Here is a 21,789-nt window from a genome sequence, read left to right as displayed (position 1 = left end):
CGATTACTTAAGTTCTTTTATTTTGATGTTGCGATATGATACCGTATTGCCGTGATCCTGTATCAGTATGTGACCTTTAGCTGCCTGGCCGAAGTTGTTCCATATTTTATACTTGCTGACAGCTACCAGGTCTTTAAATTCTTTCGACCCGCGGATATAGGATATTACTTTAACACCGTTAAGCCAGTGCTCTACCCTATTATCCGGATAAACCCTTATCTCGCCGCTATTCCATTCGCCAATTGGTTTAATGATTGAAGCTGGCTTGTTTGATGGAATAAGATCGTAAAGCGATGCCAGCTTGCGGTCGCCATCTTTACCTAATTTTGCATCAGGGTGCAGGTCATCATCCAGTACCTGGTACTCCAGGCCGATACCCGATTTTTCGGTCTTTTCTTCCTCGGTAACAAAATACTTAATACCGCTATTAGCTCCCGGTGTAAGCTTAAAATCAAACTTTAATATAAAAGCCGAGTATTCTTTGGTCGTTACAATATCACCGCCAGAGCCTTCTTCCTTTCCATTTGAAGCATGAACTGTAAGGATACCATCTTGCATGTTCCAGCCTTTTACAGGAAAACTTTCTTTAAAAATGGCGCGCCATCCCGTTGCATCCCTGCCATTCCAAAGCAGCTTAAATCCTTCTTTTTTTTCGGCGGGGCTAAGTGTATTTATTTTAAGCTCCGGTTTATCAGAAGCGTTGGTTTGTGCATTTACCGAAGTAGCGGCAAAAAACAATGCCAATGCACTAATGATCAATTTGTAATTTTTCATAAATTTAAAAAATGATAGTTGTTGGTTATGTTTATATCGTTTGAGTAGTACGGTATATTTCAATCGTGCCTACGCTCAAACCATCCTGTTAATGAGTTACGGCTTAGCAGCTGTTAGCTCTTTAATTAAATCTGTTTCTTCTTTTTTATAAGGGGTTCCATCGGCTTTAAAAATCTCATGAAACCACAATGCGGGCTCGGCACCATCAGGCATTGGGGCACTCCAGGCATATTTAGTGTTAGTTTTTCCGTCAACGAAGCCCCAGTTAATAGCCGCAACATTTTGTTTTTTTAGTATCGGCAATGTGTTTGCGAAGGTGCTGTTACGCGGCCTGGCCATGTATTCGGTGCATACTAAAGGCCGGCCAAAAAGCTTCAGAAGTTCAATTGTGCGCAAATGCTCGGCAGGGTTGTCATAGCAATGGTATGAAATAACATCTGAGTTTGCCAGCTGAAATTTGTTAAGTTCACTAAACTTCTCGCTCCAGTTCCAAAGGCCTGCTGTTACAGGCTGCTCCGGATTTACCTCCCGCGCCCAGGTAAATATTTTAATAAGCAAAGGCAGGCTGGTACTTACCTTGCCGCTATTTCCAGGTTCGTTGTAAAGGTCCCAAAGTAGTATGCGCTTATCGTGCGAAAAGGTTTTTAGTATATCTTTTACATACGTTTCCAGGGCCGGGTAACCCGACGTTTCTTTGTAAGCCGGGTCGCCGGGGTCCTGCATCCAACCCGAATTATGGATCCCTAATTTTTTCGCGGGCTGTTTGCCAATTTGAGGCACTTTATTCCAGCAATCGTCGAAAAAAACAAATAACGGCCTGATGTGGTGCTTATCGGCAATTGTCAAAAACTGGTTGATACGTGATTTAAATCCTGCGGGATCGGCTTTATAGGCAAGGCTATGCAAAAACACCCGCATCGTATTCATCCCAATGCCTTCGGCCCAACCAAGTTCTTTGTTTATGGTAGCTGCATCAAAAGTATCGGCCTGCCACATTTCCAGTTGATTTATGGCTGTTGCCGGGATGTAGTCGGCACCAACAAGCCAGGGCTGTTTTTTGTACCATTCATCAGCCTTTTCGGCTGTCCAAACTTTATCAGGACTGATCACCTTGCTTTGAGAAAAAGCGGCTGTAGTAAGAGTTACCCCTGCAATAATTAAGGTTAGTATCTTAAATTTCATAAAAATTAGCTGTGTACTGAAAAATACGATTGACTATATTGTCTTTAATAGAATTTGCAGTACGATTTATTATTGGATTTATTTTGAAACCAAAGTAAGCCATTGGCATCTGGAAAATCTGTTCAACTTTTTGTCGATTTGTCTCAATTTGAAAAATCAAATACATAGTTAATTTGATGCGGACTGTACCTCACGCATTTTTTTGGCGTACCGTTTACCCAGCTTATCGGCAGACCGGCTATCAAAATGCAGTGTATCCCCTTTGTGCACCAGTCCTTCAGATGACACTACTGCCGTAAAAGGTACCAGCGACTGCAGTTTTTGTAACTGAGCGTTAATAGTGCTGTTTTCTTTATAAAACCGCCCAAGTTCTCCAGCAATAAAAGGTAAATTGTTATCGCCGGTAACCTCCCTGATCCGCTTAATGAGTGCCTGTAGGTTTTTTAAATAGACGGCAGCGAGTTCGGGATGGCTGTCGGATTCGCCCTGATGCCATATTACACCTTTGATTACACCAGTTTTCATGGCATAAGCAATTTTCTTTGCGGCATCATCCCATGGATATGTTTTGGTAGGCGGGTCAAATGCTCCCGGCACCCAATGTTCAATTGGTGAGCCGCCAATGGCGCAAGGGACTAAACCGATGATGATCCCGGGATGTCTTTTCGCCATCGCTATTCCAAATGACAAACCCGGCCCCACGCCGTCAACAGCCGGTTTTTCATAATGCAGCGGATGGTGCGCAGTAATCCAGTTAAAGTCTTTGCTCAGTACCTTAACCCGGTCGTTATGTATTGCTTTGTATTTTTCTGATAGTTGCCCCCTGCCGGCCATATTTGATTGTCCCATTAGCAGGTAAATATGAAAGTTGGAATCTGGTTTACTTGTTTGTGCAACAACCACAGATGTACTCCACATCAAGAGTCCCCAAAGCGATATTAAAAAAGTAAGTTTAGTACGCATCAGATTTTTTTTCGATAAAAAAAGCACACATCAAATGAAGAACTAACTAAAGGGCCTTCAACAGCCTCATCATTCACTAATAATTAACTAAAGGCTGGCCTGCAGCTCTTATTAATAAGCATCGGCCAGCCTTTAACATCCGCAAGGGCAAATTAATTAATATCCCGGATTTTGAATAAGCGTGCCAGTATTGTTACGTTCCATTTCTGATTGTGGGATAGGCCACAGATTATATGTTTGTAGCGCATCGCTGTAGTAAGGATTAAAACGTTTAACCCTGTCATACCACAATCCCAGCCGCATTAAAGTAAGCCGCCTCTTCTCCTCATACCCCAATTCGCGTAAACGCTCATCAAGTATGTAATCTATATTCACATTGGCGGGGTCCACTGGCTTGGCGTTCGATCTTGCCCTTACGGCGTTGATATCGGCGGCAGCGGCGGTTGGGTTATTAAGGCCGAGATATGCTTCGGCCCTGATGAAATAGGTTTCTGCCAGCCTGAACATGTATTGATCCAGATAGGTGCCACCTGCCGTTGCTTTAAGCAAACCGTTGGATGCATTCATGATGAGATTTGTAGGGTGTGCACCCGGAGTGGTGCATTTAGCTTCGTACGCATAAAACTGTCTCGAAGGAACGGTAATGCCAGGTATAGGGGCCTGGGTAGAGATAACTTTTTTATAATAAGGAGAAGCCGGATTTGTTGCAGTGAAACTCCGCACAAAGTTAATATTGGCGTTACGGATATCGTTATCAAAATCGCTTGCCCAAATTTCATCACTGAAATGCCTGGTAGAAATAGCCCAGCCGATACCGCGGCCACCTGTTAAATCATCAACAGGCCACAAAAAAGGGTTGGGCGTTACGCCTGTTATCAATGAGAGGTTAGGACCTGCATTTCGTTCAAGCAGGTAGTTACCGCCCATTGCGGTTGATACTGACGACCCGCCCGGTACATCGGTTTCAAGCTGGATCACCCAAAGCCCTTCAAAATTTCCGCCGGTTGTCCGGTTTTGATTATTAGGTTGAAAAAGGTCCCAATAAACGTTCCCAGTGGTAACATTAGCCTTTGAACCAAATCTTGAGGTCATCAAATGTACGTTGGCATCGCTGATCACTTTGGTAGATGCATCAACAGCATTCTGAAACTGACCTGCGGCCAGGTATACTTCGGCCAGTAAGTGCCCGGCAGCCTGGCTGTTAATCTCCCCATCCAAAACCTTATTAATAGATGGCAGGTTATCGACTGCAAATTTCAAATCATCAATACACTGCGCATAAACATCACTTTTGGATGCCCTTGTAAAATCGGTTTTTGGACTTGTTACTTCTTCTGTAATTAATGGCACCCCACCATAAAGATATGCCAGCGTACGGTAAGCAAACCCTCTGAAAAACTTTGCTTTAGCTGTAACAAGCTTTTTCTGATCGTCGGTCATGGCCGAAGCGGGGGCCCGACTTATAATTGCGTTAGCTTCAGAGATGATTTTATAAAACGCCGACCAATGCGAAGTTGGGATACTTCCGGTTGGCGCATAGGCCGAAGCCATTGGCGTATGGCGTGCTGTTGCCGGTTGCCCGTCATAAACAATGTCGCAGCCAAACATATAATCAAAAGGCGTGCTTTCATCACGGGTATAAAACTCCAGGCGCACTACACGGTAAATATCATTGGCCGCAATAGTAAAATCGGCATAAGTTTGATAGGCGTTTGAGCCACTCAGGAAATCCAACGGCTTCTCATCCAGAAATGATTTTTTGCACGAGAAAATTGTGCTGAGAATAAATAATAAAGTTGTTGAATAAAATATCTTCTTCATGATAGTTGGATTAAAGCGTCAAATTAAGTCCGAGAGAATAAGTTTTAAGCAATGGGCGGCCGCTGATAGTTAGCCCTCCATTTGCGATTTCCGGATCCCAGCCCTGCCATTTAGTCCAGGTGTGGATATTTTTGCCGCTGGCGAAAATGGATAGATTCTGTATACCCAGGCGTTTGGTAAAGCTGTTATTGATTTTATAGGATAATGTAACGTCCTGCAGCCTTACAAAACTGCGGCTGAAGTATTGAGTTGGGGTAATTGTAGGCGAGTTAATGAACATCGGATAACGGCCATTGGGATTGCTGGGATTCCAAAAATCTATGCCACTCATTGAGTTCCAGCGTACGCTGTTATCCGTTAATTGCTGCGCCGGCGAATTACTGCCGAGATAACCATTACTGCCGCCCTGAACAGAATTAATGAACGCACTGAGGGAGAAATTTTTATAGTTGAACGTGTTAAGCACACTAAAACGGTATGCAGGATCTGCGCTGCCCAAAATGGTACGATCATCTGTAGTGATCTTTCCATCACCGTTATTATCTACAATGCGTAAGTTTCCCGTATAATAACCCGAAGGCGGGGTTTCACCAACCTGGTAAATGCCGTTGGTTTTGTATCCGTACACCGCATTAACAGATTGCCCTATAAACAAATTGCTGGAAACGAGATCACCTGTACCCAACAGGCTAACCACTTTATTTATGTTGCGCGAAAATGCGAATGTAGTGTTCCAGTTAAAGGATTTCCCCACGATATTTTTTGAGGAAAGTGAAATTTCGACACCTTTATTGGAGATTTCGCCCACGTTGGTATTTATGCTGCCAAAACCTGTAATGGTAGGGATCTGCACGCTAAACAAAAGATCTTTAGTATGCCGGTCATAATAATCCACGCTGCCTGAAAGCCGGCCCTTAAATATCGAAAAGTCAAGACCGAAGTTAAGTTCGAAGGTACGCTCCCATTTAAGGTTAGGATTAGCTAAGGTAGATACATACTGGCCGTACTGGGTTGTACCCCCATCGCCAAATACATATGCCGGTTGGGTTGAAACCTGATCGAGCGAATAATAGCGTGCTGTTTGGTTACCGCTTACACCATATGAGGCCCGGAGCTTTCCATTATCAAGCCAGGGCAGATGTATAAAGGGTTCATCAGAAAACAACCAGCCCAGGGAAACCGATGGAAAAGTGGCATATTTATTATTAGCGGCAAAGCCTGAGTAGCCATCACGCCTAACAGTACCCGTTAACAAGTAACGGCCGTCATAAGCGTAATTGATACGCGCCATTTGATAATTAAGCTGCTCCGACCATGCGTTTGATGTAGCAAATTGATTTGTACCCTGGCCTAAGTTATTATATCCTAATGTGAGGCGGGTAAAACCATTGGCTGATGCTCCGGTCGATTCGTCTTTACGCTGTACGGCACCATAAAGTAATGTTGCTGTAATACTATGTTTTTTAAAGCTCTTGTTGTAGGTCAGTATATTATCCAGGGTGTAATCATAGTATTGTTCACTGTTTTTATAGGCTGATCCTGTTAAGCCGGCACCATACTGGCTGGCAAAATAATGCTCATCAGTTCGTGCATTATTTCCGAAATTAAGCCTGTAGCTTAATCCTTTGAGGAACGGAAAATCTATCTGACCATACAGGTTGGCGAAAAGATAATTGTGCCTTTCAAAGTCATCAACGTTGGAAGCTAAGAACGGGTTAACCTGGTTAGTACCCATCGGATACGGGTTCAGGCTGCCGTCTGCGTTATATGGTGTATTTAACGGGCCCATTTGAAATAAGTCGGTCAGTGAAGGTTCTGCCCCATCGTTATTTACAAACGAACCAAATGCCTGTACTCCCACCTTCAGCCAATTTTCAGGCTGTATCTCTAAGTTGGTACGCAAATTTTTACGCTTAAACAGGTCGTCGATGATATATCCGGATTGGTTAGTATAGGCTGCAGATAAGAGGTAATTTACCTTCTCTCCACCTCCCGAAATACTTACCTGGTTATCATTGATAAAGCCCGTCTTTGTGCCCGATTTATACCAGTTAAAATCCGTAGGCACCAGGTTATTGGAAGCATCACGTTGCGTATGGTCCACATATAGTGCCAGGTTAAAGCTTGGATCGGGCGTAGTGTAGTCTGGCGCAAGAAATGCTTTGGTATAGTAAAGGTTTTTTACGTGTTGCAGGTACTCGTCGCGTTCCATAGGATGAGTATCGCCCGCCGGGGTTTCTGTAGCGTATGATGTAGAGATATTAACCCTTGGTTTTGTATTGTTTGCTCCTTTGCGACTGGTTATCAGTATAACGCCATTAGCTGCCTGGGCACCATATACAGCGGTGGAGCTCGCATCTTTTAATATATCGATAGATGCTATATCATCCGGATTGATGGAACTAAGGGAGTTGTTGTATTGTACCCCATCTAAAATGATCAACACATTTTTATTCCCGCTGATGGTGTTTTGCCCGCGGATTGTAATTGTAGGAGTTGAACCGGAAACAGTTACGGGGCCTACGTTTAAGCCTGGCACCGTTCCTTGTAAATTTTGGGCAATATTGGTATTGGGTGCATCACGAAAGGAATTGAGATTTGCGCTCGATACCGCCCCTGTAACATATTGTCTTTTTTGTGTGCCATAACCAACCACAACAACTTCGTTAAGATTGCTTTGACTGGCCTTTAAGGCAATGTTGATAATTTTAGAACTGCCTACAATTTTTTCCTGCTGATCAAAACCAAGAAATGAAAATACAAGTACCGTTTCTGCATTCGGAACGCTTATTGTATATATACCATTTGTGTTTGTCACCGTTCCGTTGCTTGTACCTTTAATTTTTACGGTAACACCGGGCAGCGGTTCACCGCTTTTTTCATCTATTACTTTACCGGTAATATTTATAGCATCTGCAGGCTCTTTTGTTGTTCGCGTCGAAATTTCATTGCCGGAATTGTAAACGGAAAAACCGGGATGGGCAATGGCAGGTAAGCTACTTATTAGCGAGAATAATGCAAATAAGGGTAAAAATGCTACTCTCCTAATTTTCATGAGTAAATATTTATAATTCATATTTTGAGATTGGGTTTATTAATAGGTTAATAACTCTGTATTAAAGCGCTTTTCACTGATGGGGCAAAGAATATGCGGCACTTAATTTCAAAAACACCCGGCGCTTTTTACTGAGCTCCCGAGACTTTGGATACCATCGTTTTTATGTTTTATAAGATTTCATATTGTATTGGTTTAGTGGTTTAATTGGCATGTTAATTTTGCATAACGTCTGGCAAACTAAGTTTCCGAAAAACCTTAGTTGTAGCACATTGATATAGCTAAGATGCTCTTGTCAGAACTATCAGCAATTAAAAATCCCCGTAAGGCTATTGTTATTGTGGTTTATTGAATGTCAAAATAAGGGAATGTGATTTGCATAATTTGTTCAACTTTTTGTCGATTTGTCTCAAATTACGAGGCAATAGGAAACCGAAACAGCAAGTAACATATTCATTATGAGTATATAACAGAATACCTAAGAGTGCTTCGCAATTGATAAAACAAACGCGTTACAATGGCAATCGGCCTGTTTAACTATATTTGGTCAATCAATTATGCGCCTGCTCTGTTATATCATTTCAATTAGCCTGCTATTACAGCTTCCGGCTTCGCGTTGCAGCGCACAATACTATTTTAAACACTACCAGGGCGACGAAGGGCTGGCGCACAACTCGGTCACATCCATTATTCAGGATAATAAAGGTTTAATCTGGATTGGAACCCGCGGAGGTCTGAACCGTTTTGACGGATATAACTTTGTAACCTACAAAAACAAAAAAAACAGGTTTGGAAACATCGGAAACAATATCATTACAGCCATTGCCCAGGACAAAAAAGGCATGTTATGGATAGGCACCGGTAAAGGCCTTTATAAATACAATCCCTACAAAGAGATCTTCACCTTACTTGATAAAGCCCCGAAAAGTTATATCAGTCATGTTTTAATTGACAGTGAAGATAATTTATGGTTTCTCGCCAATTTTAGCCTGCATAAATACGATCAACAAAGCGAAACGGTAACAGGCCTTAAAATTTCAGCCTCTTGTATCGCTATCGATCAAAACAAGAATTTGTGGCTCGGAAACGACGATGGGGTCATTAGCATTGTTACGTCCCAATTAAAGCCGATCAATAAAATCAGGATAATTAGTGAGCAGGTACCGGCAAATCTGCGGTCTATAAGCAAAATATATCCCATTAGTAAAAATGACGCCCTAATAGGATGTTTTAAACAAGGGCTGAAACGCTTTAATCCTCAAACAGGAGCTATCAGTTCAGTAGCCCTTAGCAACGATAAAAATGCCGAGATATACGTGCGCGATATCACTGCCGGCGACAATAAGGAATACTGGGTAGCAACGGAGTCGGGCATTTTTATTTATGACATAGTTAAAAATAAAAGTATCCATCTTCAGAAAAGAATTGGCGACCCGTTTTCGCTTGGTGATAATGCAGTTTATACTATTTGCAAGGATAAACAAGGAGGTATTTGGGCCGGTACTTTTTTTAGTGGCGTAAATTACTATTCAAAAGACAACGCAAGGTTTGAGAAATATTATCCGTTACAAGGCGCTAATTCCATATCAGGCGATGCCGTCAGGGAAATTATCTCCGATAAAAAGGGTAATTTATGGATTGGCACAGAGGATGCAGGGCTTAATAAACTTGACTTAAAAACCGGAAAATTTACCACTTTCAGTGCCTCCGGAAAAAAGGGTGCTATCTCCTATCCAAACATTCATGGTTTACTGGCACTCGGAAATCAACTGTTTATCGGCCCGTTCTATCATGGAATGGAAGTAATGGATATGAGAACCGGCTTGGTGACCGACCGTTTTAAGCTCATTGGCAACGAAAATGGCAGGGCAAGTGATTTTGTACTTTGTATTTACCTCACTAAAGACAGTACTTTGCTTGTAGGTACAGCTTACCATGGTTCCGGGCTTTTTGTTTATAACAGGCAGCTCAAAACCTTCAGCCGAATCAAACAAATCCCTTATAACTCCTATGTTTTTGATATAAAGGAAGATGCACAAGGAAATATCTGGACGGGCAGCGTATCACAAGGGGCATTTTACTACAACCCGAAAACCGGACACCACGGTAATGTCCGCTTTGGTGATAAAATAAATGGAAAATACATCAATGAGTTTGCCATTCATAATATATTGGAAGACAGCAATCATTGCCTTTGGTTTGCTACAGATGGCGGAGGTTTGGTAAAGCTATCTCCAGATTTAAAAACCATAAAAAAATTCACCACCGAAAACGGCTTGCCCAGCAATGTGATACTGAGTATTTTGGAAGATAACTCAAAACATCTTTGGATAAGCTCACTAAAAGGTTTGATTTGCTTTGATCTTATTACCGAAAAATCTAAAACTTACACACAATCAAACGGGTTGATAACCGATCAGTTTAATTATAACTCCGCTTATAAGGATAGTGCCGGCAAAATGTATTTCGGTTCTGTAAAAGGGATGATCGCGTTCAGCCCATCTCAATTTGAAGCGGAAGAAGTTCCGCCGCCTACTTACATCACCGGTTTTCAGATCAATAATAAAGAAATAGCGCCTGATGATAAAAACGGTCCGCTTTCAAAATCGATTTTGTTTACCGATACCATTGTTTTAGCACACGATCAAAATAATTTCAGTATTGAGTTTGCTGCGCTCAATTATTCTTCACCAAAAGTTACGAGGTATAAATACTTCATGAAGGGTTTAGATAAAGACTGGACCTATTTAAACAGCAATCGAAACGCATACTTCACCGATCTTGCGCCAGGATATTATACATTTATCGTAAGTGCAGAAAGCAACATCGGCAACTGGCGAGGTAAGGAACGCCATCTGTTTATTAAAATTTTGCCCCCTATCTGGAAAAGTGTGCCTGCATATTGTATTTACCTTTGCCTTTTAGCAATCATCCTTTATCTCTCAGTTCGTTATTATCATCGTTATTTGGAGCGTAAAAATCAGAACAAGCTTCAGTTATTTGAACATGAAAAAAAGAAAGAGATCTACGAAGCAAAAATTGAGTTTTTCACTAACATAGCCCATGAAATTCAAACACCGTTAACATTAATTGTTGGCCCTGTTGAATGGTTGATTAAAAAAACGGAGGAGCAACCGGGTATTAAAAAAAGCTTGCTGATGGTTGATAAAAACGCTAAACGTTTAGCCGAATTAACAAACCAGCTGCTTGATTTTCGTAAAACAGAGATGCATCAATTCGGGTTGAATTTTGTAAATGCAGATATCACAAGCCTGCTGGAAGAATTGATAACAGGTTTTGTACAGGAAGCACAGAAAAATAATATTGATTTACGGCTTGAATTGCCAGACGACCATTTAATCGCATTTGTTGACAGGGAAGCCTTAGTGAAAATTTGCAGCAACCTGGTATCTAATGCCATTAAATATGCGTCAACCAAGGCTATTATCTCGTTAACAACATTTAATACTGCTGACGAAACATTTACTATCAGATTCAGTAATGATGGCAAAACTATACCTCCTGACTTTAGAGAACGGGTATTTGAACCCTTCTTCAGGATGCGCGGAAACGACAAGCCAGGCACCGGAATTGGCCTTTCCCTGGCTAAATCATTAACTCATTTGCACAATGGTTCATTAAAAATAGTGACTGATGACACTGATTTAACCGTTTTTGAACTATTATTACCCGTACATCAAGAAATTGAGTTTAGATTGGGGAGCTGGAAAAAAATAGAATAAGTATGGACAACAGTATTTTGATCATAGACGATAACGAAGAGATCCTGGAATTTTTATCAGATGTTTTAGGTGACTTATATAAACTTCATTTAGCTGCCAACGGTGAAATTGCTCAAAACATCCTGAACGAAGAAGTAGTCGACCTCATTATATCGGATATCATGATGCCTGGGATTGATGGCTTCGAGCTTTGCAGGTTAATTAAGTCGAATGTTGAGTTTTGTCATATCCCAATAGTGTTGTTAACCTCCAAAAATACATATAAAGCCCACATAGAGGGCTTGGAAGTGGGTGCAGATCTTTATGTTCAAAAACCATTTTCTCCGGAGTTATTACAGGTACAGATAGCTAACCTTTTAACCAATCGCTTAAAGATCAAGGCCCATTTTGCCAGTTCGCCTTTCGAAGATGTACGGGTAATGGCCCACTCAAAAACAGATGAGGCGTTTTTAAAGAAGCTTGACGAATATATTCGTAAAAACATCCGCGATATTAATATGGACATTGATAAACTTGCCGATCATATGAACATGAGCCGCCCCACATTTTATCGAAAAATAAAATCGCTCTCCTCTCTTTCGCCAAAGGAACTTATTGATGTTACCCGTTTAAAAAAAGCAGCCCGTTTAATAGCGCAAAATGAGTTTTCATTTTCTGAAATAGCGAGAATGGTAGGTTACAGTTCTCAAAGTATTTTTAACAAAAACTTTCAAAAACATTTTAACGCCGCCCCGGTGGAGTATATGAATTCATTGCATAAAGAAATATAAGATGAAAAAACAAATAATAACCCTCCTGCTTTGCGTTGCATTTGCAAGCACTTATGCCCAAACTAATAAAATCCCGATCAGGCTTGCCGATCCTACAATATTTTTAGATGAGGGAACCTACTACTTATACGGTACCGGCGCGCAGGACGGATTTGGGGTTTATACTTCAACTGATCTGAAAAACTGGCATCAGCATAGCAAAAACGCCTTATTGAAAGGCGAAAGCTACGGAACCAAAGGCTTTTGGGCACCACAGGTGTTTAAGTATAAGAATGAATATTTTATGGCTTACACTGCAGACGAGCATATTGCTATAGCAAAAAGTGATAACCCTTTGGGCCCTTTTAAACAAACTGTTCTTAAATCCATCTCCGTGAGCGGCAAACAAATTGATCCGTTTATTTTCATGGATACCAATGGTGAACTTTATTTATATTTTGTACGGCTTCAGGAAGGCAACCGTATCTTTTGCGCCCGTTTTAAAAACGGATTGGAGGACGTTGATGAAAACAGTATAACTGAATGCATCCACGCAGAGCAGGGATGGGAAAATACCGCCAATACAAACTGGCCAGTATCAGAAGGGCCAACAGTAAAGAAAATAGGCAACTTATATTACTTGTTTTATTCGGCCAATGATTTCAGAAATATCGATTATGCAGTAGGTTATGCAACATCCCCATCACCTGTTGGCCCATGGACAAAATACAGCGGAAATCCTATTATAAGCAGAGCAAATACAGGGCAAAACGGCTCGGGACACGGAGATTTGTTTTTGGGGAAGGATAAAAAAACGTACTACGTATTGCATACACACGAATCAAACGAAAATACAGGCAAGCGAAAAACCGGTATTGTTGAAATAACTACATCAAATAGCAATCCAGCTATTATTTCAATTAAACGCGGATCGTTTCGCTATTTGGAACAGGAAGAGTAATCACTTCGTATTACTCGCTTTAGAAAAACAACCGTTCATTTGGAAGCTGTTTAATATTGATGAGTATCGTTACAAGTAAATAAAATTTCATTACTGTTTGGTAAACAATTGGTAATGAATACTTTCCATTCTCAAGCAGTTTCCTACTATTTGCCCTGAGCCTGCCAGCTATCTTTAACAGGTGCAAATGTTTTAAATTATCTCTAAAACAAAAGAAACCGTAGCAATAATGCACGGCTTCTTTTGTTATTGTTTTAAAATTGTTTTAACCGGCTACTTCAATTTCTTCTTTAACTTCATTAGGACGGCCATTTTTAAAGGCTTTACGTGGCGATAAACCCAATAACTCAAACATAGCCATATCTGTATCAAACGATGGGTTTGGCGTGGTAAGCAGTTTTTCGCCTGCGAAAATAGAATTGGCACCGGCCATAAAACAGAATGCCTGTTCAACGGTACTCATCTCAGTACGGCCTGCAGACAAACGCACTACGGTTTTAGGCATGATGATGCGGGTTGTAGCAATCATACGTACCATATCCCAAACAGAAACACGCGGCTGATCGGCCAGCGGGGTTCCTGCTACAGGTACCAAAGCGTTAATAGGCACTGACTCGGGGTGCTTAGGCAGGTTTGATAATGTTTTTAACATAGATACCCTGTCTTCCACAGTTTCGCCTAAACCTATGATACCGCCGCTACATACAGTGATTTTAGCTTTGCGCACATGTTCAAGCGTTTTGAGGCGTTCATCATATGTACGGGTAGTGATAATGCGTTTATAATCCTCTTCAGATGTATCCAGATTGTGGTTGTAGGCATATAAACCGGCATCGGCTAAGCGCTGTGCCTGGCTTTCGGTAAGCATGCCCAGGGTACAGCAAACTTCCATATCAAGGCTGTTTACAGCCTTTACCATGTCAATAACTTTATCAAAGTCGCGGTTATCGCGCACTTCGCGCCAGGCAGCACCCATACATAAACGTGATGCACCGCCGGCTTTTGCCTTTTCGGCAGCAGCAATAACTTCATCTTTGGGCATTATAGCGTGTACATTAACACCTGTATTATAACGGGCAGCCTGCGGGCAATAAGCGCAATCTTCAGAGCATCCGCCGGTTTTGATAGAGATCAATGAACTGATCTGCACCTCTGCATAATCCTTATTTTCACGGTGTATAGTAGCTGCTTTGTATATCAGATCAAGCAGCGGCGTATGGTATATTTCAGCTATTTCTTCTTTCGTCCAGTTGTGTCTAACTTCAGTCATCGATTTAAAAATTAAATATTATTTATTCTCTCGCAAAGACGCTAAGGCGCAAAGATTCAAAGATTATTTATAATTCCATCAAACATTATCACATTCACTTGTCAAAGTATTAAGGCGCAAAGCATTAGAGATTGTTAACTACTCTTGTTATTCCTGATTTTATAAGCTGTTCATTAAAATTAATTAAAAGTCCCAGTTTGCATCCTGACAATTTCAAATAAGTTTATACTTGCTTATTATGTACTGGTGATATAGCTGTAACCGATTTTATTTCAATAATCACTTTATCCTCAACAATCAAATCGGCCCTAAAGCCAATATCCATTTTTATTTCTTTCCAAAATACACAAATGCCTTTTTGTCTTTCAACTTTAAGGCCGTGACTTAAAAGTTCAAAATACAAAATTTCTTCGTAAACAGATTCTAATAAACCCGGCCCAAGTTGGGTATGAATTTCGTATGCAGTATTTACGATTATTTTTGAAATTGAATTTTCATCCATACCCTTTGCGTCTTAGCGCCTTTGCGAGAAAAATAATTAAATTATCACTTCAACAAAAGCTTCGTAGCCAACCAAAGGGGCAATAAAAAGCCAATACAATCGGTAAAAGTAGTAATGATAATGGACGATGCTACTGCCGGGTCTATCCCTACCCTCTTTAATATCAGCGGAATAGAAGCTCCTGTTAAGCCGGCTATTATCAAATTACCTGTCATAGCTAAAAATAATACCAGGCCAAGCAGCGGATTGGCATCGTAAAAGAAAGCTACTATAAAAACGATGACACCATTGGCTGCACCGTTTATCATACCTACCAGAAATTCTTTTAATACAGTATTATAAGCCTGTTTATCAGAAAGGTCGCTTAATGAAATACGCCTTACTGTTACTGCCAACGCCTGCGTGGCCGCATTACCGCCCATGCCCGCTATAATGGTCATATAGGCGGATATAATAGAAAGCTTGGCAACTGTCGAATCGAAGTTACGGATGATGGATGCGGCAAGGAATGCCGTGCCAAGGTTGATTATTAACCACGGCAAACGACTTTTTACAGCCTCAAGCCAGTTACCGCTTAATTCCTCATCTTCAGATACACCGGAAATTTTCAGGATGTCCTCGGTGTTCTCCTCCTCCATTACGTCGATGATGTCATCTACCGTAACACGGCCAAGCAGTTTCATATGATCATCAACAACGGGGATACTGGTAAGGTTATACTGCTTGATCAGGCGGGCTACTTCTTCCTGGTCAAGATCAGCCTTTACGTACACAAAATCGGTAGTCACCAGGTCACTGATCCGGGCATCGGCGCGGGCTTTAATAACTGTTTTGATGGAAAGTATGCCTTTCAGGATGTCATCATTATCAACCACACAAATGGTATAAAACTCCTCCATCTCTTCCGACTGACGAATGATCTCATCCAAAGCATCCTTTTTATCAAGGTTGATGTTCACCTTGATGATCTCCGAGTTCATCAAACCGCCGGCAGTATCCTCGGCGTAAGTCATCAGCGCACGGATGCTGCTGGCATCTTCATGATCAAGATCCTCTAAAATCTCCTGCTGGTCTTCCTCGTCAAGCTGGGATATAATGTCGGTAGCATCATCATAGTCAAGCTCTTCAACTATCTCAGTACGTTTCTCGGGATCAAGGTTTACAAGCAACTCGGCGGGGCCATGCTCTTCATCCATTTCGGATAAAACTTCCGATGCAACGTCGGCCGGGAGGATATTTATGATCCTTTCTTTTTCTTCCTGCTGAAGTTTTTCAAATAGTATAGCAATCTCCGAGGCGTGATATTCCTTCAGAACATTCTCTAACTCAGCATCATCAGCTTCGAGCGCTGTTTTAATGCGGAGCAGGTCGGTTTTATCTAAGTCAAAAGATTGCATACCCGACTAAATTAAAACAATTACACCAGAATTATGGAATTAAATCAGCACAAAAACAGTGCCCTGATTGGTAAAGTAAAGGGGTTCAACTGTTAGATACTGTGGTCATACTTAACCTTTGTATCGTTCACTTTGCTCAATTTAAAAAGTGCCTGTTCAACTTGTGTTTTACGAATGGAAAGCTGGATACTGCAATCATTATCAAATTGCTGATTAAGTATGGTAAGGTTCTCATCCTTAATGATCCGCATTATATCGTTCATTTGCAGGTAATCAAAGGACACGGTGTAAACGTCATTTACCGTTTTCGAAATGATAACCGACTGGTTTAATGCTTCTTCGGTTGCTACTTTATAAGCATTGATTAAGCCGGGCACTCCTAATAAAGTACCCCCGAAATAACGGACAACCACAACCACCAGGTTAGTGAGATCTTTTGATAAAAGCGTGTTGAGGATCGGTCTGCCTGCGGTTCCTGAAGGCTCCCCGTCATCGTTAACCCTGAAAACAGAACGATCAATAGTTAAGCGCATAGCCCAGCAATGATGATTGGCTTTAGGATGTTCTGATTTCAATTGAGCTACAATAGCCTTGATATCATTTTCAGAATTGATAGGGAAAGCATAGGCCAGGAATTTGCTGCCCCGGTCGCGAAAAATACCTTCGGCAGGATTTTCTATAGTTTTATAAGTATCGTCAAAAAGCATTCAAAAATATTACAAGTGCAGAAAACCCAATGTTTGGGGAAAATAAATAATAACAATAGCAAGTACGGCTACAGCTATGCCGATCTTATTGATCAGGCTCAGTTTTTCTTTAAATATAACGATACCAACCAGCGTACCAACCACAATAACACCAATATTTACCGAAGAAAACACCGCCGAAGGGCTATTGGCCAGTGCCTGGTGCGCTTTTAAATAAAACAGGATATTGCCAAAGTTAGCTATCCCCAGGATCCAGCCTATAACTATTTGCGGCAGGGAGAACTTTGTTTTTTTAGTAGATACCTGGTAAATTAAACCTGCAAAGGTTAATACGAAGGCTATAATGAAAATCACAAATATGGCTGTGGTAAACGGCACATTGCTCACTTTGGTAAGCTGCTTTAACAGCACATCAATAACACCAAAACCCAGGAAAACAATTAACAGGTAAATCCATGAACCTTTTTCCACTTTATTACCAGCAGATTTTTGCCAGGGAACAGAACAGATAATTGCAATAAATGCTAATACAATACCAATGGCCTTAATTGCCCCCGTAGCTTCGCCAAATAAAACAAAAGCTGCCAATATGGGGATGAACAAGGACAGGCGTTGTGCCACATCTGTACGTACAATCCCAGCTTTACGCACCGATGTTGCCATGATCACAAATATGGCCGGGAACAGGATGCCTAAAGCCAAGTAATTAAAAACAGGTCCGTTTTGAATAATACTTAGCTGTGGTTTAAAAAATAACCAGGTAAGTAAAATAGCCATAGAGTAATTCCAGGTGATGGCCTGGTAAACATCTACGTGGTATCGTTTTGCCAGTTTAAGCAAAATAGAAACGATAACACTACAGCAAATACTTAAAAAAACGAACAGCATTTATATAACTGGCTTATTGTATAACAATTGTAAACGATCTGCGCCTACGGGATATTCCTCGGCAAGTATACCTGTTATTTGCGGCGCTTTTATGCCTTTGTTCAAAACTTTATCGCCGGTAAACACCCGGGCTTCATCCCAGAGACCAACCTCAATAAATGCCTCAAGCGTACGTGCGCCCCCCTCAATGATAACCGATTGGATATCCTGAAGGTATAACTGGTATAAAATATACTGCGGCACAAAACGTTCAAAATCCTCGAGCGCTATATACCTGTTTTTGCCGTCCACATCAAACTTAACCTCGTTAAATATCAACGTTTCGGCCGACTGATCAAATACATTCAACCCTTTATTTAATTCCAGCCTGCGGTCAATTACCACACGTTTGGGCGAAGGGCCCTCCCAGTAACGGGTATTCAATTGAGGGTTATCGCTCAATACTGTGTTTTTACCAACCAATACTGAATCTTCTTCACTCCGCCATTTATGTACCAGCTTTTTCGACTCGGGACCGGTGATCCAGAACTGGCTGCCATCTGCCAGGGCAAAAAAGCCGTCTTGTGTTTGTGCCCATTTTAGTATAATGTAAGGCCGGTGTTTTTGTACTTTAGTAAAAAAGCGGCGGTTAAGCCATTGGCTTTCCTGTTCAAGTACGCCAGTGGTCACCTCAATACGGGAAGCCTGTAGTTTTTCAATGCCTTTGCCATCAACCTGGGCAAAAGGGTCGCGGCAGCCTACTACTACTTTGGGGATCTGGTGCTTGATGATCAGATCGGCACAGGGAGGTGTTTTGCCATAATGCGCACAGGGCTCTAAAGAAACATATATGGTTGATTTTTTAAGCAATTCAGCATGGTTATCAAACTTTTCGATAACCTGGGCAATGGCGTTAACTTCGGCATGGGCCTGGCCATATTTTTGGTGATAGCCCTCGCCTATTATCCGGCCATCGTGAACCACAACTGCGCCAACCATGGGGTTCGGACTAACATAACCTGCGCCCAATTGGGCAAGCTCCAAGCAGCGGCGCATATATTTTTCATGTTCAAGCATGCTGCAAAAGTAGCTTTTATGTTACTTTGTTGCATGATTACGATTAAGGATGTTTTTGAAGATTACAGGCAGCAGATAAATGGCGTTTACGATATTAATGAAACAGAAGCTATTACGCTGCTTATTATTGCCGAAGTTACCGGTATGTCAAGGGCATCGATCAAAGCATTCTCTGAAAGAGCGTTAACTGCCGAACAATCAGAACGGATCAAAAATATCCTCATCGAGCTAAAAACAGGAAAACCTGTTCAGTATGTTTTAGGCTTTACCGAGTTTTATGGCTTGCCTTTCAAAGTGAACCCGTACGTACTGATCCCCCGTCCGGAAACAGAGGAACTTGTAGAATGGATTTTAGAAGGTGAAAGGTTAAAGGCGAAAGGTGAAAGGTTTTGTTTGTTGGATATAGGCACTGGTAGCGGCTGTATCGCCATTAGTTTAAAAAAGAACTTGGCAGATGCCGAAATATCTGCAATAGATATATCTGAGGGGGCTTTGAAAACGGCTAAGGAAAATGCTATGCTAAATGAGGTTGAAATTAATTTTATTCAGGCTGATATTTTAAATACCAAACCGGGTAATGAAGGCGCTGGATATAATATTATCGTAAGTAACCCTCCTTACGTAACGCTTGATGACAAAAAACAGATGCATAGCAATGTTACTGATTTTGAACCGCATACCGCATTGTTTGTACCCGAGCACGACCCGCTGATATTTTATCGTGCTATAGCCGATTTTGCTTTGAATAATTTGCTTACCGATGGCTTAATTTACTTTGAGATCAATGAAAACCTGGGTAAAGAAACAGTAGAACTACTGACAGATAAAGGATTTAAAAACATATCGTTAAGAAAAGATATGAGCGGCAGGGACAGGATGATAAAAGCGCAATTTTAATCATCAGAGCTTATCGCTTACTACTCCCTCAAACTTATAATAGTTACTGTAAAACAGCCAGTAAGCTATACCCAGATTTAATGGAATAAGCACCCAAAGCAGCTTGAACATAATGATCCAGAACAGTACTATAAATAACCCGAGAATCCATTGCAGGTATTTGTCCATATTAAGCCCGAACCAATAAAGCAGGCAATGGAACAACATTGTGGTACTTAAGGCCAATAGTAATAATTCAGTAGCCATCAAGGGGTTAAACCTGCTGAATAGCCAAACACCTTCGGGGATCAGCAAAAAGAAATAAACACCTGTAAAATTCAAAAAGAGCCTTTGTCTGCTGTAAGGTAAATTGCGGGAGAAACCTAATCCGTTCTCTTCAAACTTCCGTTCTTCAAATATCAAAACAATGTGTGCTGTGACTACAGCAAGTATTGCTATGCCGGCTACCCGTGCATCTGTTTTAACATCGGCAAATACATAAAATACACTGGTAATAATAAGCCATGACAATGCCTTGGTGATCAAATACGGTACTTTGCGCTTATCAAACAGGTGATAAATATATAGGCTGAAATAAGGCTTACGCCATTTGCTGCTTAGCTTTAATAATAAAGATTGATTACTGCCATCAACAAGCCGGTTGATTTGCCTTGTATAAATAACCGCGCTTAAATAGCTTAATGTTATTAAGTACAACAAAATGCAAACCGGCAACAGATAATAATCATTAGCAATGCCAACACAAATCGTTATGATTGCATAAGCTATTATTGGCGATGATATAGCTGCCTGTATCCCAAACCAGCTTTTTAATTGTTTCTCCCTACTCAGAGAATTACTGCTGTAAAATAAAAAATGCTGACCAGAGGCAAAGATCTGCCCGGATACATAATGCCAGCTTTTAACGGCATAAATTAGCCAGACCGCAAATACCAGCGCCATCACTGCCGAACTGCTATCCATAGCCAGCATCAGCGCTTTGTGATAGCCTATCAGGTATTGAGGTGGCACTACCCCTACCATCGCCAAAAACATAAACAACAGGATTCCTGCGTGTACACGGAAAAAGCCACCAGCAAATATTTTTAACAATACATTGGTTAGCGGTTTCATTAGCTGATAAACTTTAGGGTTTGATCTTCAACTAATAACTCGCCCGATATGGGCAATGAGCCATCCTCCAGTATTTGGTGCGATGATAATAAAAAGCTGGTTCCCTCCTGCTCATGCCTTTCCCTGATCCAGGTATTTAATACTGCCAACGATGCCGTATCAATGGTAATCAGTGGTTCATCAAGAAGGATCAATTTCGGTTTGCCTAAAAACGCCAGCAATAAGGAAAGCTTTTTCATCATGCCGCTGCTGTAGGTACCAACCGGGCGCTCAACAAAGCTTTGCATGCCCATGCTTTTAATATAGTGTTCCTCCTGCCCTGTTGGGGCATCTTTGGCATCTACAAACAGGGCGATCATTTCTGATCCCGTTAAAAAATCGGGAAATACGGGTTCTGCTTCGGCGACGTTTACCAGCTTACGGTAAGCTACCGGTTGTTTTTTTATGCTGATGCTATTATCGATCAAAATGTCGCCATCAAATGCCAATATCCCTGCAATAGATTTTAGCAGAGTGCTTTTACCGGAGCCGTTTACACCTTTTATCCAGTAGATACCGGCCTGTAATTGCAGGTTTTCAATTTTTAAAGCCGGGTAATTACCGTATGATTTTGTAAAATTTTGAAATTGCAGCATTGTTGGTTTGATAACAAAATGGACCTGTTGTTACATAAAAAGAGACGCCTTAAACGCGTCTCTAAATAATTATCCC

At 41.3% G+C, this 21,789-nt stretch carries 16 protein-coding genes and 1 pseudogene; 4 read left to right on the top strand and 13 right to left on the bottom strand.

Annotated features, from left to right (window positions below; all coding sequences use genetic code 11):
* Positions 1 to 3: 3 nt before the first annotated feature.
* The 5 genes from MTO98_RS16310 to MTO98_RS16290 all read right to left on the bottom strand — a co-directional run bounded on the left by MTO98_RS16310 (position 4) and on the right by MTO98_RS16290 (position 7,795).
* Positions 4 to 774 (bottom strand): DUF1080 domain-containing protein, encoded by a 771-nt coding sequence (locus MTO98_RS16310; protein ID WP_371825418.1) that lies wholly within the window; start codon positions 772 to 774, stop codon positions 4 to 6.
* A gap of 96 nt (positions 775 to 870) precedes the next feature.
* Positions 871 to 1,956 (bottom strand): 1,4-beta-xylanase, encoded by a 1,086-nt coding sequence (locus MTO98_RS16305; RefSeq protein ID WP_243487688.1) that lies wholly within the window; start codon positions 1,954 to 1,956, stop codon positions 871 to 873.
* A gap of 168 nt (positions 1,957 to 2,124) precedes the next feature.
* Positions 2,125 to 2,919 carry a sialate O-acetylesterase gene (locus tag MTO98_RS16300; protein ID WP_243487687.1) on the bottom strand — a complete coding sequence of 265 codons (795 nt, stop codon included), beginning with the start codon at positions 2,917 to 2,919 and terminating at the stop codon, positions 2,125 to 2,127.
* 156 nt (positions 2,920 to 3,075) lie between these two features.
* Positions 3,076 to 4,740: a RagB/SusD family nutrient uptake outer membrane protein gene (locus MTO98_RS16295; protein WP_243487686.1), complete on the bottom strand. Its 1,665-nt coding sequence runs from the start codon at positions 4,738 to 4,740 to the stop codon at positions 3,076 to 3,078.
* Between the two features lie 10 nt (positions 4,741 to 4,750).
* Positions 4,751 to 7,795 (bottom strand): TonB-dependent receptor, encoded by a 3,045-nt coding sequence (locus MTO98_RS16290; RefSeq protein ID WP_243487685.1) that lies wholly within the window; start codon positions 7,793 to 7,795, stop codon positions 4,751 to 4,753.
* A 557-nt stretch (positions 7,796 to 8,352) separates the two neighbouring features.
* Between MTO98_RS16290 and MTO98_RS16285 the strand changes: the two genes are divergently transcribed.
* From MTO98_RS16285 to MTO98_RS16275, 3 genes are read left to right on the top strand one after another with little or no spacing between them, the layout of a single operon-like run.
* The gene (locus MTO98_RS16285; RefSeq protein WP_243487684.1) at positions 8,353 to 11,538 is read left to right on the top strand and encodes a two-component regulator propeller domain-containing protein; all 3,186 of its coding nucleotides are present in this window, start codon (positions 8,353 to 8,355) and stop codon (positions 11,536 to 11,538) included.
* A gap of 2 nt (positions 11,539 to 11,540) precedes the next feature.
* Entirely contained in the window at positions 11,541 to 12,308 is a 768-nt protein-coding gene (locus tag MTO98_RS16280; protein WP_243487683.1) for a response regulator, read from the top strand.
* Between the two features lies 1 nt (position 12,309).
* Positions 12,310 to 13,248, top strand: a complete 939-nt coding sequence (locus MTO98_RS16275) for a glycoside hydrolase family 43 protein (RefSeq protein WP_243487682.1) — start codon at positions 12,310 to 12,312, stop codon at positions 13,246 to 13,248.
* 265 nt (positions 13,249 to 13,513) lie between these two features.
* Here the strand turns inward: MTO98_RS16275 and bioB are convergent, their stop codons facing one another.
* From bioB to ribD, 6 genes and pseudogenes are all read right to left on the bottom strand, one after another.
* Complete coding sequence (gene bioB / locus MTO98_RS16270) at positions 13,514 to 14,518, bottom strand: biotin synthase BioB (RefSeq protein WP_243487681.1); 1,005 nt, start codon at positions 14,516 to 14,518, stop codon at positions 13,514 to 13,516.
* Between the two features lie 124 nt (positions 14,519 to 14,642).
* A pseudogene (locus tag MTO98_RS16265) lies at positions 14,643 to 15,020 on the bottom strand (GxxExxY protein).
* Between the two features lie 44 nt (positions 15,021 to 15,064).
* Positions 15,065 to 16,417 carry a magnesium transporter gene (gene mgtE, locus MTO98_RS16260; RefSeq protein ID WP_243487680.1) on the bottom strand — a complete coding sequence of 451 codons (1,353 nt, stop codon included), beginning with the start codon at positions 16,415 to 16,417 and terminating at the stop codon, positions 15,065 to 15,067.
* A gap of 92 nt (positions 16,418 to 16,509) precedes the next feature.
* Positions 16,510 to 17,124, bottom strand: coding sequence for a YigZ family protein (locus MTO98_RS16255; RefSeq protein ID WP_243487679.1), 615 nt, complete (start codon positions 17,122 to 17,124; stop codon positions 16,510 to 16,512).
* Between the two features lie 9 nt (positions 17,125 to 17,133).
* The gene (locus MTO98_RS16250; protein ID WP_243487678.1) at positions 17,134 to 18,012 is read right to left on the bottom strand and encodes a DMT family transporter; all 879 of its coding nucleotides are present in this window, start codon (positions 18,010 to 18,012) and stop codon (positions 17,134 to 17,136) included.
* The gene (gene ribD, locus MTO98_RS16245; protein WP_243487677.1) at positions 18,013 to 19,068 is read right to left on the bottom strand and encodes a bifunctional diaminohydroxyphosphoribosylaminopyrimidine deaminase/5-amino-6-(5-phosphoribosylamino)uracil reductase RibD; all 1,056 of its coding nucleotides are present in this window, start codon (positions 19,066 to 19,068) and stop codon (positions 18,013 to 18,015) included.
* 33 nt (positions 19,069 to 19,101) lie between these two features.
* Between ribD and prmC the strand changes: the two genes are divergently transcribed.
* Complete coding sequence (prmC, locus tag MTO98_RS16240; protein ID WP_243487676.1) at positions 19,102 to 19,965, top strand: peptide chain release factor N(5)-glutamine methyltransferase; 864 nt, start codon at positions 19,102 to 19,104, stop codon at positions 19,963 to 19,965.
* A 3-nt stretch (positions 19,966 to 19,968) separates the two neighbouring features.
* Here prmC and MTO98_RS16235 read toward each other — a convergent pair whose 3' ends face one another.
* On the bottom strand, positions 19,969 to 21,078 hold the full coding sequence (locus MTO98_RS16235) for a hypothetical protein (RefSeq protein WP_243487675.1): 1,110 nt from the start codon (positions 21,076 to 21,078) through the stop codon (positions 19,969 to 19,971).
* Positions 21,078 to 21,713 carry an ABC transporter ATP-binding protein gene (locus MTO98_RS16230; protein WP_243487674.1) on the bottom strand — a complete coding sequence of 212 codons (636 nt, stop codon included), beginning with the start codon at positions 21,711 to 21,713 and terminating at the stop codon, positions 21,078 to 21,080. Before MTO98_RS16230 ends, MTO98_RS16235 begins: the two co-directional genes overlap by 1 nt.
* Between the last annotated feature and the right edge of the window lie 76 nt (positions 21,714 to 21,789).

Source organism: Mucilaginibacter sp. SMC90, assembly GCF_022811725.1.
Lineage (GTDB): Bacteria > Bacteroidota > Bacteroidia > Sphingobacteriales > Sphingobacteriaceae > Mucilaginibacter.
The sequence above is the reverse complement of the archived record's forward strand: the minus strand, read 5'-3'. Positions and strand labels throughout refer to the sequence as shown.